This window comes from Exiguobacterium sp. s131 (assembly GCF_018617345.1).
Lineage (GTDB): Bacteria > Bacillota > Bacilli > Exiguobacteriales > Exiguobacteriaceae > Exiguobacterium > Exiguobacterium profundum.
Genome location: NZ_JACSJX010000001.1, coordinates 1,317,530 through 1,331,571, shown reverse-complemented (window position 1 = coordinate 1,331,571; position 14,042 = coordinate 1,317,530). Strand labels below are relative to the sequence as shown.

16 protein-coding genes and 1 tRNA gene are annotated in these 14,042 nt (G+C 47.1%); 9 read left to right on the top strand and 8 right to left on the bottom strand.

What is annotated here, in order from left to right; translation table 11 throughout:
* Window positions 1-39: 39 nt before the first annotated feature.
* Window positions 40-168 (top strand): hypothetical protein, encoded by a 129-nt coding sequence (locus KNO69_RS15405; protein ID WP_256363520.1) that lies wholly within the window; start codon window positions 40-42, stop codon window positions 166-168.
* A gap of 63 nt (window positions 169-231) precedes the next feature.
* Here the strand turns inward: KNO69_RS15405 and KNO69_RS06930 are convergent, their stop codons facing one another.
* The 3 genes from KNO69_RS06930 to KNO69_RS06920 form a co-directional block, all read right to left on the bottom strand.
* Complete coding sequence (locus KNO69_RS06930; protein WP_078146854.1) at window positions 232-504, bottom strand: hypothetical protein; 273 nt, start codon at window positions 502-504, stop codon at window positions 232-234.
* Window positions 505-566: 62 nt separating this feature from the next.
* Entirely contained in the window at window positions 567-1,208 is a 642-nt protein-coding gene (locus KNO69_RS06925) for a hypothetical protein (RefSeq protein ID WP_078146855.1), read from the bottom strand.
* Between the two features lie 84 nt (window positions 1,209-1,292).
* Window positions 1,293-1,649: a PilZ domain-containing protein gene (locus KNO69_RS06920; protein ID WP_012726233.1), complete on the bottom strand. Its 357-nt coding sequence runs from the start codon at window positions 1,647-1,649 to the stop codon at window positions 1,293-1,295.
* A 147-nt stretch (window positions 1,650-1,796) separates the two neighbouring features.
* Here KNO69_RS06920 and KNO69_RS06915 point away from each other — a divergent pair, with 147 nt between their 5' ends.
* Entirely contained in the window at window positions 1,797-2,045 is a 249-nt protein-coding gene (locus tag KNO69_RS06915; RefSeq protein ID WP_078146856.1) for a hypothetical protein, read from the top strand.
* A 38-nt stretch (window positions 2,046-2,083) separates the two neighbouring features.
* Here the strand turns inward: KNO69_RS06915 and KNO69_RS06910 are convergent, their stop codons facing one another.
* From KNO69_RS06910 to KNO69_RS06890, 5 genes are all read right to left on the bottom strand, one after another.
* Complete coding sequence (locus KNO69_RS06910) at window positions 2,084-2,779, bottom strand: queuosine precursor transporter (RefSeq protein WP_214816992.1); 696 nt, start codon at window positions 2,777-2,779, stop codon at window positions 2,084-2,086.
* A gap of 319 nt (window positions 2,780-3,098) precedes the next feature.
* A tRNA-Thr gene (locus KNO69_RS06905) sits at window positions 3,099-3,169 on the bottom strand.
* A gap of 107 nt (window positions 3,170-3,276) precedes the next feature.
* Entirely contained in the window at window positions 3,277-5,670 is a 2,394-nt protein-coding gene (locus tag KNO69_RS06900; RefSeq protein ID WP_214816989.1) for an immune inhibitor A domain-containing protein, read from the bottom strand.
* A 138-nt stretch (window positions 5,671-5,808) separates the two neighbouring features.
* Window positions 5,809-6,600 (bottom strand): class I SAM-dependent methyltransferase, encoded by a 792-nt coding sequence (locus KNO69_RS06895; protein WP_214816987.1) that lies wholly within the window; start codon window positions 6,598-6,600, stop codon window positions 5,809-5,811.
* A gap of 40 nt (window positions 6,601-6,640) precedes the next feature.
* Window positions 6,641-6,952 carry a hypothetical protein gene (locus tag KNO69_RS06890; RefSeq protein WP_012726238.1) on the bottom strand — a complete coding sequence of 104 codons (312 nt, stop codon included), beginning with the start codon at window positions 6,950-6,952 and terminating at the stop codon, window positions 6,641-6,643.
* Between the two features lie 182 nt (window positions 6,953-7,134).
* Here KNO69_RS06890 and KNO69_RS06885 point away from each other — a divergent pair, with 182 nt between their 5' ends.
* The 7 genes from KNO69_RS06885 (at window position 7,135) to KNO69_RS06855 (ending at window position 14,032) form a co-directional block, all read left to right on the top strand.
* On the top strand, window positions 7,135-7,998 hold the full coding sequence (locus tag KNO69_RS06885) for a cation diffusion facilitator family transporter (RefSeq protein WP_214816986.1): 864 nt from the start codon (window positions 7,135-7,137) through the stop codon (window positions 7,996-7,998).
* Between the two features lie 87 nt (window positions 7,999-8,085).
* Window positions 8,086-8,562 carry an N-acetyltransferase gene (locus KNO69_RS06880; RefSeq protein WP_214816985.1) on the top strand — a complete coding sequence of 159 codons (477 nt, stop codon included), beginning with the start codon at window positions 8,086-8,088 and terminating at the stop codon, window positions 8,560-8,562.
* A 47-nt stretch (window positions 8,563-8,609) separates the two neighbouring features.
* Complete coding sequence (locus KNO69_RS06875; protein ID WP_214688785.1) at window positions 8,610-9,599, top strand: LacI family DNA-binding transcriptional regulator; 990 nt, start codon at window positions 8,610-8,612, stop codon at window positions 9,597-9,599.
* Window positions 9,600-9,706: 107 nt separating this feature from the next.
* Window positions 9,707-10,645, top strand: coding sequence for a carbohydrate kinase family protein (locus KNO69_RS06870; RefSeq protein WP_214684345.1), 939 nt, complete (start codon window positions 9,707-9,709; stop codon window positions 10,643-10,645).
* Between the two features lie 2 nt (window positions 10,646-10,647).
* Window positions 10,648-12,078 (top strand): sucrose-specific PTS transporter subunit IIBC, encoded by a 1,431-nt coding sequence (locus KNO69_RS06865; RefSeq protein WP_078146864.1) that lies wholly within the window; start codon window positions 10,648-10,650, stop codon window positions 12,076-12,078.
* 20 nt (window positions 12,079-12,098) lie between these two features.
* Complete coding sequence (locus tag KNO69_RS06860; RefSeq protein ID WP_214816983.1) at window positions 12,099-13,517, top strand: glycoside hydrolase family 32 protein; 1,419 nt, start codon at window positions 12,099-12,101, stop codon at window positions 13,515-13,517.
* Window positions 13,518-13,618: 101 nt separating this feature from the next.
* The gene (locus KNO69_RS06855) at window positions 13,619-14,032 is read left to right on the top strand and encodes a YhfM domain-containing protein (RefSeq protein ID WP_214816981.1); all 414 of its coding nucleotides are present in this window, start codon (window positions 13,619-13,621) and stop codon (window positions 14,030-14,032) included.
* Window positions 14,033-14,042: the final 10 nt, after the last annotated feature.

The following is a 14,042-nucleotide window of genomic DNA, read 5'->3' as shown; positions in this document are numbered from 1 at the left end:
AAGGTTAAACAAGTGGAGTAAACATGAAGGAGGGATACGATGAAGCGTGACGAATCACAACCAGGGGTTCACCCGGATCCGCTACCGGATGATGAATCGAACCCGGCGAAAAAACCGGCTCCGACACAGCATCCTGACCCTGATCCAGAGGAAGAATCGAACGAATAAAGCGTGTAACAGGTAAAAGATCCTCCTAGCTGAAATAAGCTAGGAGGATCTTTTTGAGTTGGTTTATGATGTTGACTTTACAGAGCGGCTATTTTGTAGCCGATTGAATGATTTCTCGTTCATATGTTCCGTGATGACAAAATCACCGACTGGGCATTCCCACTTCCCTTTTTCGACAACACATTCGCGCAATGTCACTTGGTCATCGTATAAATCTAGTTCCAATGTGTCTTTCAAAAATTGATCGACTTTTTGGTTTGGAACTTTTACATATTCATTGAATTCGAGCTCTTCATTCTTGACAGTCACGTAAGAAGTGACTTGGAAATAACGCATGTGATGGTCTCCTTCATTAAAAACTAACTTCTAGTATAGCCGTTTTTGATGAAAACGGGTACTCAATGTTTCATTTCAGCACGTTCACGCTTCGGAGGTGCTTCGTTGAACGGTTTTTGATGGCGAATCATGAGCCAAAAAATGAGACCGAACAACGGGATATAGGGGAGCGGCCATAAGCTCATCTTATAGCGTTTCGCGTCCCGATTCATTAACGTAATTTGAATGAATGCCAACAAAAAGAAATCGACGGTCATCGTTCGAACAAATTGATTGTTCTCCACATAGGACCAGTATTCTGCAACATTTCCAGTATTGGCTGCAGCGATGAACAACCCGATTGTCACCAGTAAAAGCACAACGCCGAGGATACGGGTCGGCAGCGGTTTGACCGGGGTCGGATAAGGTGACTGTCTCGCAAAAGCCAAATAAGGAGCGAGTAGAAATCCCCCAACGAAAAAACTGGTGACAGCGGCGATGAGTGGATTCGGTTTGAGCTGATTCACTTCTGACCAAAGAAGTGGAAACATCGCCAGGGGAAACACCCCTAAGATACTAAAGAGCGATAGAGAATAGCCTTCGTACGCCTCGGTATTATAAGTCACAAAATCGAGAAGAAAGCGTCCGTCGAACGGGACATTTGGACCGATGACGGCGAATGCAATTGCCAGTCCCCAAGGAATCAATAAGAATTTTCTTGTCATACGAACACCTCGTCAATGGTTGATAGTTGTAGTATACCCTCTTTTGGAGACACGAAAAAATGAGAAGATGCCTGACGCATGTTCTCATTTATTTTCACGTGCATACGTTTTAATCATCGTGACGAGTTGCTGAGTTTCGTCAGCTTTCACATCAAGCATGATTCCATAATCATACAGCGAGCCCGTTTGGCCACGGTGTCTGACATGTCCCATGAGTTCGATCGGTTGAAGTGTCGGAACGAGGTCGAAAAGAAAATGGACCTGTAAATCATCAGAGAGCGGGAAGAGGTAGTCCGAACGCAATTTTAATCCATGAGAACTCACATTGAGGAGCAATCCTTCCCCATCATAGAGTTCTTTTTCTTCCCATACAAGTCGATAAGGGATGGTACGGGGATTCGGTAGGATATAGCGGAACGTCTCCTGGCGGCGATAACGCATCAATTCACCCCATTTCTTTACTTCTTTTATCGGCAAAATTGAATTTAAAATGAAGTGGAAGATTGTATAAAATTATAGTGTACTCGCTTTACAAATTCGAAAGCGCTTTCTATAATGGATGTACGATTTGAATAGGGAGGAGATCAGATGAATGTCCATGATTTACTCCGACGTTACTCGATTCAAACACCAGTCATCTATGAAAAAAAACGTAACGGGGAGTGGGTTAAACTCGAGCGCTTACCTGCTTATACCATTCTTGAAGTCGAAACGAACGATCATACCATCGAGGCGGTCGCGATTGATGCATTCAAAGCGATTACCGTCTGTCGAGAGTCGGCGTCGATTGAAGAAGCCCGTCCGTATGCTGTGCGTATCCTGATTGAACGACCATAAGAAAAGCCGTAACTTCATGTTGAAGTTACGGCTTTTCTTTATGCTGCATCCTGTTCGGTTTCGTCTTGTGGATTTGTTCGTTTTGCGTAATACATAAACGGTGTCGCCATCCAAGCGATCACAAACTTTGCCACGTATGTCGTGATAAAGATGTTCCACCAAATGTCCCATTCCATTCCCCAGAATGCGATGATGCAGAACGTGAATGTATCAATCAGTTGAGATAAGACGGTCGAACCTGTCGTACGAAGCCAAAGCTTCTTCTCGCCCGTTTTTGCACGGATCTTTGAATAGACGAAGACATCGAACAATTGAGAGACCAAATAGGCAGCAAGGCTACCGAGTGTGATCAATGGCAGCATCGAGAAGAGTGCCTCGAAGCTTTCATGCATGAACAGTGCCTCTTCAAACGGCTCATATAAAAGTGCATATTGCATGAGTACCGTTGAGACGATCAAGATGAAAAATCCGAGCCATACGCCTTTACGGGCAGCCACTCGCCCATGTTTTTCGTTCAAAATATCGGTTGCCAAGTAGAGCGAACCGTAAACGATGTTACCGAGCGTGAAAATATATCCGCCAATTACAATCTGTTGCGTGACTTGGATGTTTGCTACGACCGAAGCCATCGCAATCCAAGCATATAAGCCGACTCGTCCGAATAACTTGTAACTGAGGATGAGTAGTCCGAGTGTAAGGATGGCAGAAGGAATCCATAACCATTCGTTTAGCATGAATCATGCTCCTTCCTCTAACTATTCAATGATTTCAACTTTTCAAGTTTATAGAGGAACGGAAGTGATGTCAAGGAGAGGGGGGAGGTCCACTCAGGTAAACACCGTAAAATTATAAAACCCTCTTCTATATCAAAAGTACTTCTGGAAACTCCCTGCTAAGTGCAATCGTTCGACAAACTAAAAATCGATTCGACAAACCGTGATTCGCGACATGAAAAATAAGAAAGTGGGAACAAAGTGGGAACGGGCAAAAAGAAAGCACCTCCTGTCATAAACAGGAAGTGCTCTGAACCGCTTGGTTGAGCGGTATTGTTGATGCCTCCGACGAGAATCGAACTCGTGCTGCAGCATTACCATTGCTGAGGTCTGCCACTAACCTACAGAGGCGTTATACCAACTATGTTACACAGATTATTCGTCATTTTCAAGCTTTTTTAGAATAATAAGACCTCCAATCTTCGATAGAGGAAGACTGGAGGTCGAATGCTACATGTTTATTTTGTACGGATCCAAACGGCACCTGCAGAGTTGTCTTTCGCTTCACCGACTACGTCAATGACGAGACCGTATTGCGGAAGTTTGCGTCCTGCATCTGGAATGAGCGAGTTGATGTAAGAGTTTGCATCATTGAACTGCTTCACGCCAGGCTGTGCTTTGTAATCGTACACGCCACGACTCGGTGAATCGATATACCAAGCGAGCGTCTTATCGAGACTGAATGCCGCATCAGCAATTTGGTAACGTGTGCTACCTGCGACTGTCTGTTGACCGTTCAAGTTACCGATCAGCGCTTGTGGATGTGAATCGACGACACCGAGGAATCCTTCACCAGGGTGAACACCGACCCAGTTATCTGTGAACGAGTCATCACCATACCACACGACAAGACCAGTGTTGTATTTCACGCCGCGGCCGTTGAGAAGACCCATATCCGACCCAGCGTGGTTACGCCATTCGAGGTAGTAATAGTGTGGTTTTGAATCGTATCCGTCTGAAGAGACGAATCCATCGAGCGTCACGGCTTCAGCGCCTTCCGCATCATCTGCGAAGAGTGTTGCGGATTCTGATTTGATTGACAAGTTGTCGACTGCGAAGCCTTTCATAGCGACGCCGCCGTCTGTCACGTATTCAAAGACGATTTGAACATCTTGACCAGCGAATTGTGAGAGGTCGTATGATTTGTTGACCCATGCACCGTTCGTCGTCTCAGCAGGGTAGCCTGCTTCATTCGCGCCGTTGACGTCGTCACCGAATACATCGAGAACGACTTCTTGACCACCGCTGAGGGCTTTGATGTACAAGTAATCATAGTCAGATTCGACTTCATAGAATGAGTCGAATGCGAGGACTCCGTCCGCACCGAGTTTCACAGCTGGTGTTGCCATCTCAGTATGGATGTCGTCACCTTTTGTCGAGTAATAGTAGCGATCGCCATAAGCTGGTTCGATTCCTTTAATCTTCTTATCAGGAAGGTTGACTTTGACGATGCCTGGGTTGTTTGATTTCGTCACAGATTGGTCGAGTTGTGCGACGAACCCTTGAGAGTTGATGTCTTCAAGGTCGACTTCTGAGATATTTGCCCAGTTTCCACCCATGATTTTTTGGAAGTACTCTTTGTTTTGTGGTGAGAAGCTTGTTGGCTCCGTACCAGCCACTTTACCGGCCCAGCTACCGCCACTCATGATCGACCATGATTGTACCGGTTCGCCTTGACCTGTGTACTGCGTATCGTACTCATCTGGAAGACCGAGGTCATGTCCGAACTCGTGTGCGAAAACGCCGACCGCACCATCTTCAGGTTGAATCGTGTAATCATATGCAGCCATTTTCCCGCCCCAGTAAGGAACTGCAGCTTCTGTATTGGCTACTGGGTAAACACCATCAAGAACCCAGCGATGTGACCATACCGCATCGTCACCGAGCGCACCGCCACCAGCTTCTTGGCCAGTCCCAGCGTGGATGATCATCAAGTGGTCAACGAGACCGTCCGGCTCATTGAAGTCACCGTCTCCATCCAAATCGTATAGATCGTATTGGTCATGTTCTTTCAAATCGATTCCAGATGCGACCGCAGCATTCAACGCATCTTTGACGAGTTGACGTGGTCCCGGTCCGACGTTATCATGTCCGCCATCACCTTTGTCAGCTCCATAGTCTTTCGCGGTTCCCGGAACGGTCAACCACTCCGAAACCTCACCATCGACCGTATAACTGCCGCCTGATTGTTCTTCATAGTATTGTTTGAACGTTTGAACCTTTTCACCGTTAAAGAGTTCAAATTGTTGATCACCGAACATATACTTTTCGTAATGTTCTTTACTGAAGTTATTGCTGTACATATAGCCCGGCTCTTGGATGATGTCATTGTGTTTGAAGTCGCTGTACTCGACGAGGAGAACGAGGACTTTATCTTCACGTACCGAACCGTTGTATGCAGATTGCTGGGCAGGAGATACTTTTACTTGACCGTTCGGTTTCCCTTTACGGTAATTTCCTTGCCCTTTTTTCGCTTTATCAAGAATTCGTTTTGATTCCTTTTCGAATTGAGTATGTATCTTCTCTTTTGCTTTTGAAGCCTTCTCTTTCACTTTGTCGTCGTGCTTATGTGGATCTTTTGCTTCACCTTGCTTTTTCGCGATATACGCATCGACTGCTTTCATGCGTTCGGATGCGGACAATCCTTTTTTGATGACGCCACGTTTCTCGAGAGCTTTCGCGAGACGCTCTTCATCGATGATGTTGTGGTCGAACGGAGCGAGCTCGCTCGTTGTCGGAACTGATGGTGCAACCGAGAGGGGTGCAGCACCAGCTGCCGGAACGATACTGACTGTCATGGCAGATGTCATGAGAGCCGCGAGTGTCGTTCGACGGATGGATCGTTTTTTCATTTGTGTGAACCTCCTGTTAAAAAAAAATGGGAAAATGTGTGAGCTTGTTGTTAATGTACTCTTTGTGTCTGATTAATGTCAATATTCAGAAAATAACAAACAAAAAAAGAGTCTAAAGACCTATTTAGTTCAATTTGACTAAATAGACTTAGACTCTAGGTCGATATATCCGTAATGGAACTTCGACGTTTTACGTTTTATGTGAGTGAAACCGTACCGTTCAAAGGTGTCGCTCTCAAAATGCGCCTTCAAGACAATTCGTTTCTTGGCTACTCGTTTGGCTTCGATAATCAACTCTTCTGTGAGAGGGGAAGTGTCGGCGATTGTGCGAAGTGGGTTCAGATGAACTGATTCTGAAATCGTCTTTTCAAACATCGGATCAAAGTAAATACAATCAAACGAATTATCCGCACACGTTTTCAAATAGTCGAGAGAGTTGGAGTGAACGACCTCAATGCGTCGCATCGCCTCATTGACCTGTTCTTCTTTTTCGACCCATACGGACATGCCTTCTCGGACGAGTTGTGCCGTAATGAATTGACTCTCAAGGCCAATTACTTTACCGTTTGAACCGGCGACATGGCTCATGACGATACTGTCCGAGCCGAGTCCGAGTGTACAATCTAGAATATGATCACCCGGAGTTGCTTGCATGGCGTCAATGAGTGGATCTGATCCACCTCGGCTCAGTTGCTTCACCCGAAAGACGGAGCTCGATGGGTGGAAAAAGAACGGTTCTGTACTATGCAGAGGTGTGAACTCGACACGTCGTTTATCAAATACAAGTACATCTCGTTGATGACGTTTCTTCAACTCGTCGATGGAAAGTTTGCGCCGGTCGACAAATTTCATCTTGTATTCTGTGGCATGCGTATGCGCTCGAGATAAGACATCATCTGTCGGACGTAAACAAGTGGTTACAATATACATGATTCGGGCTCCTTCATAAAAAATGAGACGCAGGTGCGTCTCATTTTTTCTTGCTGAGTAAGTCTGATAATTCATCGATGAGTGCTTTATGAGAAGCGAGTTCTTTCTTCTTCTCGTCGTTCACGTTCATCGGACGTTTTGAACGGCTTTGTAGCGCTTCAAGCGTTTCATCGATTGACGATTTCAACGTATCGCGTTCTTCAGGTTTCAAAGATACTTCGTGCGGATTTTCACCAGAAGCATCTAATTCGCGGAGACGTGCCATCAATTGCTTTGCCTCGCGATTCAAATCGATTAACAATCTGTCAATTTGTTCCAATCGTAATTTGATCCCATCACGTTCTGTAAACATCTGTTTCACCTCTTTTTGCGGTTTAACCCTAAGGTCTCTTCCTGTTTACTTTACCATAAAATTTGTTAAACGAAACTACCGGGAATATATTCCATTTATTTTGGCTGTAAGAAACATTGTTTCTCTATCCCCACACGAAGTTCACCTGCTATACTAACTGAGCTAATTAAGGAGGTGGGCGGATGGAAACAACAAATCATCCACCAAAAGCGCTCAAAGGAGCGATTGTGTCGATTACGGCATATTTGATCTTATCTATACTAAAGGTATTCTTCGGATACTTATATGAATCTGAGGCGGTCCTAGCCGATGGATTCAACAATACGACGGATATAATTGCATCGGTCGCGGTCTATATTGGCATTCGGGTGGCTGCATTGCCACGGGATGCCGAGCATAAATATGGTCATGCGAAGATGGAGACGATCTCTGCACTCATCGCTTCATTGATTATGATTGCGGTCGGTATTTTCGTCTTCTTTAACAGTCTGTCGAATTTAATCGGGGGCGAGTATACAGAGCCGAACCCGTTGGCGGCGGTCGTCGCCTTCGTCAGTGCGCTCGTCATGTTCGGGGTGTATCGGTTCAACTTGAACCTCGCGAAGAAGACAAAGTCATTGGCACTTAAGGCGGCAGCGAAAGACAATTTGGCCGATGCGATGATTTCAGTCGGAGCCACGCTTGGTGTGCTATTTGCTTATTTTCAACTGTCTTGGATGGACACGGTCTTAGCAATTGTGATTGCCGGCATGATCATCCGGACAGCGATCCAAATCTTTTTAGATGCCACCCATCAGCTTTCTGACGGGTTCCCTCCGCACCTCGTCGAGTCCTATGAGGAGACGATTGAACAATTTGAGCGGGTGAAAGAAGTTAGGGAAATCAAAGGGCGTCATCTAGGGAATCACGTGATGCTCGACGTGACGATTGCAGTCGATGGCGATTTGACCGTGGACGCGGCCCATGAATTATGTGATGACATCGAACGGAAATTAGATGAACAGCATGAGGTCGATTCGGTGCATATTCATATCGAACCGATTTGACGTTCGGTTATCTTTTGCGCTTCACGAAGGGATTCGTTTATAATAAGCGCAGACAGATATTGAACTACTAGTTAAGGAGGGCACGGGATGAACATCGTGCGTCAACCTATTCGCCAGATTGATGAGATTGAATATGAACATTTTCAGAAGTATGGAGAAAACGCATATGGCGTTTCTGCTGAAGAGTTGAAAGGGATTCTCGAAGAAATGGGGTCCGAGCAACTTTATCACGCAGAAGAGCATAGTTATGGAGAAGACTTCTATTACGACTTGATGGTCGATGACAAACTGGTCGGTAAAGTCTTGTTACTCAAGCTTGCCCGCGTATACCAACTCGACCTGATGGTGTTCGATGCGTACAAAAGCAAAGGATATGCGACGGAAGGTTTGCGACTTGCCTTACTGGACTCAAAATTGATGGATGGACAAACAGTCCGGGCTGGCATCCCACCGACGAGCCCACATCAACAAGAGATGCATCATATTCTCATTCAGAACGGGTTCGAAAAGCGGAACGGTTTGTATTATTTAAATTTCAAGAAACGATATGTGGTAAACCATTAAGCTGACGGCGTCTCGCACGTCAGCTTTTTTCATATGGAGGGGTAAGGATGAAGCAAGTCACCATTAAAGACATTGCGGAGCTCGCTGGTGTCGCCAAAAGTACGGTCTCACGCTATCTGAACGGTGGATCGGTCGGAAAGGCAACAAGGGAAAAACTCGACCGGGTCATTCGAGATACGAACTATGAGCCGAATCAGTTCGCTCAAAGTCTCAAGTCGAAACAGACGAAGATGATTGGGGTCATCGTTCCACGGCTCGATTCGTATGCCGCCTCACGGACGATGATGGGGATTGATGAACAGCTCACGGAACGAGGATATCAAATGCTCGTCGTCAATACAGCACAACAGACGGAACGAGAAATCGAACAGCTATATAATTTGGCCAAACAAAAAGTTGCCGGAATCATCTGGCTCGGGACGACGGTCACGGAACGTCATCTTGAGGCGATTGAGGCGATTCAAATCCCGGTCTTGTTGATTGGTCAGCAACATGACAATGTCCATAGTCTCGTCTATCCTGACTATGATGCGGCCTATGCGCTCGGTAAACAGTTCACGGAGTGGGGTCATCGAAACGTGGTCTATGTCGGGGTGTATGAATCGGATATCGCGGTCGGTCAAGCACGCCGTGACGGATTTTTGCGGGCGTTTCAAGAGTCGGAGGCAAATGTCAAAGTCATTCAAACGACGTTTAAGATTGAGGATGCCATTCCAATCGGTGAACAGTTGGCGGATAATGTTGGCTCTGTTTCCTTAATCGTTTGTGCGACCGACAACATTGCCTTAGGCGTCCTGAAAGGATTAGCGAATCAAGGGGTCTCTGTCCCAAGAGATGTCTCTGTCAGTGGATTTGGAGGATATGATTTCACGGAAGTCCTGCATCCATCCATCACGACGGTACATCTTCCTTATCGCCGAACTGGTGCGAAAGCTGCCGACATGATGCTACAGCTGTTGCAAGGTGAACACGTCTCAATGAAAACGTTCACAATTTTTGAACTAAAAGTGCGCGAAAGCGTTGACAAGTTAAATTAAATCGTTTACATTTGTGTTGCGGAACCGGTTCCGCAACATTTTTTATTCTAAAATGGAACCGGTACCAATTGCATAAAGAACTCATATGATTTATGGAGGTGGACGATATGAACACCGTACATTGTATCGGCGAATTATTGATTGACTGGGTATGCGAGGATGCGTCTAGCGATCTCGTGAACGGGACGACGTTCGTCAAGAAGGCGGGAGGCGCACCTGCGAATGTCGCGGCAGTCGTCAGTAAGCACGGGGGGCAATCTAGTTTCCTCGGACAGGTTGGAGATGACCCGTTTGGTCTCTTCTTGAAACAGACGTTGGTCGAGAACGGCGTCCGAACAGAAAACCTTGTGGAGTCTGGAGACACGACGTTCGCATTCGTATCGATTCAAGAGGACGGAGAGCGGGACTTCACATTCCGTCGCGGAAGTGACGGGGAGTATGCCTTCGAGTCGATCGACTTATCGGTGATCGAGTCAGGGGACATCATTCATTTCGGCTCGGCGACAGCACTACTTGATGGAAAATTGAAAGACGCGTACTTCAAGTTATTGCAATTTGCAAAGCGGGATGGCTTGTTTATCTCGTTCGACCCGAACTATCGAGATGCATTGATCACGGACCTCGAGCAATTTAAACAAGATGCGAGACACTTCATCGCGGAATCGGACTTCATTAAACTGAGCGAAGAAGAAGCATACTTGTTAACCGGAGAAGAACAACTAGAAGACGCTGTTCGTGCACTGCTTGAATTAGGGGCAAAACAGATTGCCATCACACTAGGGTCTCGTGGGACGTTGATTGCGACAAGCACGCATCATGAAATCGTTCCTTCAATCTCAATCGACAGTATCGATTCGACGGGAGCGGGAGATGCGTTCGTCGGAGCTTACTTATATCGGTTGGCAACACTCGGGTTTGACCCGGAGCGCTTACGTTCCGACATTGAATATGCGAACGTAACGGGTGCATTGACATGTACAGCTTATGGCGCCATTCCAGCAATTCCATCACGACAACTTGTGAATGAAACGTTAGGAGGGAAATGAAGATGGATTACAAAAAAGAAGCAGCATCGATCCTAGAGGCGATTGGTGGGAAAGAAAACGTTGCGGCAGCCGCGCACTGTGCGACTCGCCTTCGACTCGTATTGAACGATGAGTCAAAGGTCGATGAGAAAGCACTCGAACAACTTGATGTGGTTAAGGGAACATTCTCTACAGGCGGACAATATCAAATCATCATCGGACAAGGTACGGTCAACAAGGTCTATGCGGAATTTTCACAATTGACTGGCCTTGGAGACATGTCGACGACAGACGTGAAGTCAGCCGGAGCGAAAAAAATGAACCCGCTCCAACAGTTCGTCAAAATGTTATCGGATATCTTCGTTCCAATCATCCCGGCCATCGTCGCCGGCGGTCTCTTGATGGGAATCAACAACTTATTGACGGCACCGGATTTGTTCTTTGATGGACGTTCGTTGATTGACCAGTATCCAGGCATGGCCGACCTCGCAGCGATGATCAATACGTTCGCAAACGCCGCCTTCGTCTTCCTTCCTGTACTCATAGGGTTCTCCGCAGCCAAACGGTTCGGTGGTAACCCGTACCTAGGTGCAGCGCTCGGGATGATCATGGTCCACCCGGACTTGATCAATGCATACGCTCAGGCAAGCGTTGAGGAGATTCCGGTTTGGAACATCTTTGGGCTTGAGATTGAGAAGTTAGGATACCAAGGACAAGTCTTACCAGTCCTCGTCTCGACGTATATTTTATCGAAACTTGAAATCAACATTCGGAAGTTCATGCCGGCATCACTTGATATTTTGCTCACGCCATTGCTCTCACTTCTCTTCACAGCATTCATCACGTTCGCCTTCGTGGGTCCAATCACACGCGAAGCAGGGAACTTGATCATTGATGGGTTGGTATGGACGTACGATTCACTCGGGTTCGTCGGTGGCTTGATCATGGGTCTTCTCTACGCTCCAATCGTTATCACGGGGATGCACCATAGCTTCATCGCAATTGAGACACAGCTTCTCGCCGATATCGCTGAAACAGGGGGATCGTTCATCTTCCCAATCGCTGCAATGTCAAACGTCGCACAAGGGGCAGCTACCCTTGCCGTCTTCTTCTTGACTGCTGATAAGAAGATGAAAGGTGTCGCCTCAGCATCAGGAATCTCTGCATTACTTGGGATCACAGAGCCTGCCATGTTCGGGGTCAACTTAAAACTTCGTTATCCGTTCATCGCAGCCATCGTCGGTTCAGCCGTTGCGTCTGCATTCATCGTTGGAAACGACGTATTGGCAGTAGCGCTCGGTGCTGCCGGATTACCAGGTATTATTTCAATCGCACCGGGTTCAATCATTTCGTATATCATTGGCATGGCCATCGCCTTCGCCGTGACATTCGGATTGACATTCATCCTCGCGAAACGACAAGCAAAAAAAGAAGCGGTCAAACAAGCCGCATAACAAAAAAAGGAAGTGACACTATGAATTGGACGAAGGCCGAACGTTATCGTTCACTCCGTGACGTGAGCGCCCTCGAGATGGAGGTGCTCCGTGCAAAGACGGCCGCATCCCCGTGGCGGTTTGGGTACCATATCCAGCCGCCGACGGGCCTCCTCAATGACCCGAACGGCTTCGCATATTACGATGGAGAGTACCATCTATTCTATCAATGGTTCCCGCTCGGGCCAGTTCACGGTCTCAAACATTGGTATCATGTCAGTTCGAAAAATCTCGTCCATTGGACCGACCGCGGGGTGGCGTTAGTCCCTGAAACGAAGGAGGATTCCCACGGTGCCTATTCTGGAAGTGGGTTCGTCGTAAACGACACCCTTCACGTCATGTATACCGGGAATCACCGTACGGACGATTGGACGCGTCACGCCTCGCAAATTATCGGTGTCTTACGTGACGGGATGATCGAGCGGCGCAACGTCGTCATCCCGGATATTCCGGCCGGTTACACGGAACATTTCCGCGATCCGAAAGTATGGGAAGAAGATGGATCATATTATGCGATTGTCGGTGCACAGCGAACGGATGAGACAGGATGTGTCGTCTTATATCGTTCGACCGACTTGAATGAATGGACGTTTTTAGGTGAATTGAAGACGGGGCTCGCGCGGTTCGGTTACATGTGGGAATGTCCTGACGTGTTTGAACTGAATGGAAGGCATGTCCTCATTTTTTCTCCGCAAGGGATTGAGCCGGAAGGTCATCGCTATCACAACATCTATCAATCTGGATACGTCACAGGCACGCTTGATTTAGAGTCGCTCGTCTTCACGCACGAGTCGTTTGAAGAGCTCGACTTCGGTTTCGACTTTTACGCCCCGCAAACGACGGAGCATGACGGTCGTCGCATTCTAGTCGGCTGGATGGGCCTACCGGAGATTGAATATCCGACAGACCGGTACGGCTGGGCACATGCGTTGACGCTTCCTCGAGAACTCTCGCTTGAAGATGGCGTATTGAAACAACGACCAATCCCTGAAATGAAACAACTCCGACAAGACCAGTTTGTCAACGAATCAGGGACACAGCTTGACGTGGTCTCACCCGAACGTTTTGAATTAGAACTGTCGACGGCTGGAGAAGACTTCAAACTTGAACTATTGAAGACGGAAGATGAGTCGCTCGTGATTCGGTACGAGAAAGATACAAACGAATTGACCATCGATCGGACAAACGCGGGTGAACCGTTCGCGACGGAGTTTGGGACGACCCGGACCAAGGTGATCAACGTCACATCCCTTCAGCTGTATGTCGACTCGTCGAGTGTCGAGTGTTTCGTCAACGAAGGTGACGCTGTGGCAACCCTTCGCGTCTTCCCAAGTGGTGGTGAGAAACGGGTCCGCTACGTCGGAGACGAGGCAAGTTTAGTCGGTTGGAAATATGAATGAATGTTAAAGCTGAGCGTTTGCTCGGCTTTTTAATTTTTCCAAATGTTGAAACCGTTTTGATTGGATCTACGTATTGAGATAGAGAAGAAAGAGGTGAAAGAATGGAAAAAATGATGAAGTGGGTTGATGCGATTCGAACGATTACCGCACCATTTGGGGATCCAGTGGGAGAAATTGAGAATGAAGAAGTTGAACGTGTGATGGTGGCAGAGTCGACGGTGCGCGGAATAATGAATCCAGAAGTGAAGTTAGAGTTTCATGAATTGATCCAGGTGCGGGTATTCGCGGAAATGCTACGTAGTTCAGAAGAAATCGAAGACGTCGAAATTGAAGTGGCTCCCGATTTTGATCTCTTGCTGCAATTTAAAGGTGGAAAGCAAGAACGCTATCAGCTTTGGCTCGGACAACCCGACCATCCAAGTGTGATCACAGAATTTGAACGAACAGACGTTATCTGGCGACTACCGGAACATACGACGAATCAATTGATTGATGTCCTCGGGTTAGAAGAGTAAAAAAGCACCT

Excerpts from the sequence above, each read along its gene's own strand:
- KNO69_RS06915 (WP_078146856.1), top strand. The coding sequence starts at position 1,797 with ATGAATGTCCATGATTTACTCCGACGTTACTCGATTCAAACACCAGTC.
- KNO69_RS06875 (WP_214688785.1), top strand. The coding sequence starts at position 8,610 with ATGAAGCAAGTCACCATTAAAGACATTGCGGAGCTCGCTGGTGTCGCC.
- KNO69_RS06870 (WP_214684345.1), top strand. The coding sequence starts at position 9,707 with ATGAACACCGTACATTGTATCGGCGAATTATTGATTGACTGGGTATGC.
- KNO69_RS06895 (WP_214816987.1), bottom strand. The coding sequence starts at position 6,600 with ATGTATATTGTAACCACTTGTTTACGTCCGACAGATGATGTCTTATCT.
- KNO69_RS06860 (WP_214816983.1), top strand. The coding sequence starts at position 12,099 with ATGAATTGGACGAAGGCCGAACGTTATCGTTCACTCCGTGACGTGAGC.
- KNO69_RS06890 (WP_012726238.1), bottom strand. The coding sequence starts at position 6,952 with ATGTTTACAGAACGTGATGGGATCAAATTACGATTGGAACAAATTGAC.
- KNO69_RS06880 (WP_214816985.1), top strand. The coding sequence starts at position 8,086 with ATGAACATCGTGCGTCAACCTATTCGCCAGATTGATGAGATTGAATAT.
- KNO69_RS06865 (WP_078146864.1), top strand. The coding sequence starts at position 10,648 with ATGGATTACAAAAAAGAAGCAGCATCGATCCTAGAGGCGATTGGTGGG.
- KNO69_RS15405 (WP_256363520.1), top strand. The coding sequence starts at position 40 with ATGAAGCGTGACGAATCACAACCAGGGGTTCACCCGGATCCGCTACCG.
- KNO69_RS06925 (WP_078146855.1), bottom strand. The coding sequence starts at position 1,208 with ATGACAAGAAAATTCTTATTGATTCCTTGGGGACTGGCAATTGCATTC.
- KNO69_RS06930 (WP_078146854.1), bottom strand. The coding sequence starts at position 504 with ATGCGTTATTTCCAAGTCACTTCTTACGTGACTGTCAAGAATGAAGAG.
- KNO69_RS06900 (WP_214816989.1), bottom strand. The coding sequence starts at position 5,670 with ATGAAAAAACGATCCATCCGTCGAACGACACTCGCGGCTCTCATGACA.
- KNO69_RS06855 (WP_214816981.1), top strand. The coding sequence starts at position 13,619 with ATGGAAAAAATGATGAAGTGGGTTGATGCGATTCGAACGATTACCGCA.
- KNO69_RS06920 (WP_012726233.1), bottom strand. The coding sequence starts at position 1,649 with ATGCGTTATCGCCGCCAGGAGACGTTCCGCTATATCCTACCGAATCCC.
- KNO69_RS06885 (WP_214816986.1), top strand. The coding sequence starts at position 7,135 with ATGGAAACAACAAATCATCCACCAAAAGCGCTCAAAGGAGCGATTGTG.
- KNO69_RS06910 (WP_214816992.1), bottom strand. The coding sequence starts at position 2,779 with ATGCTAAACGAATGGTTATGGATTCCTTCTGCCATCCTTACACTCGGA.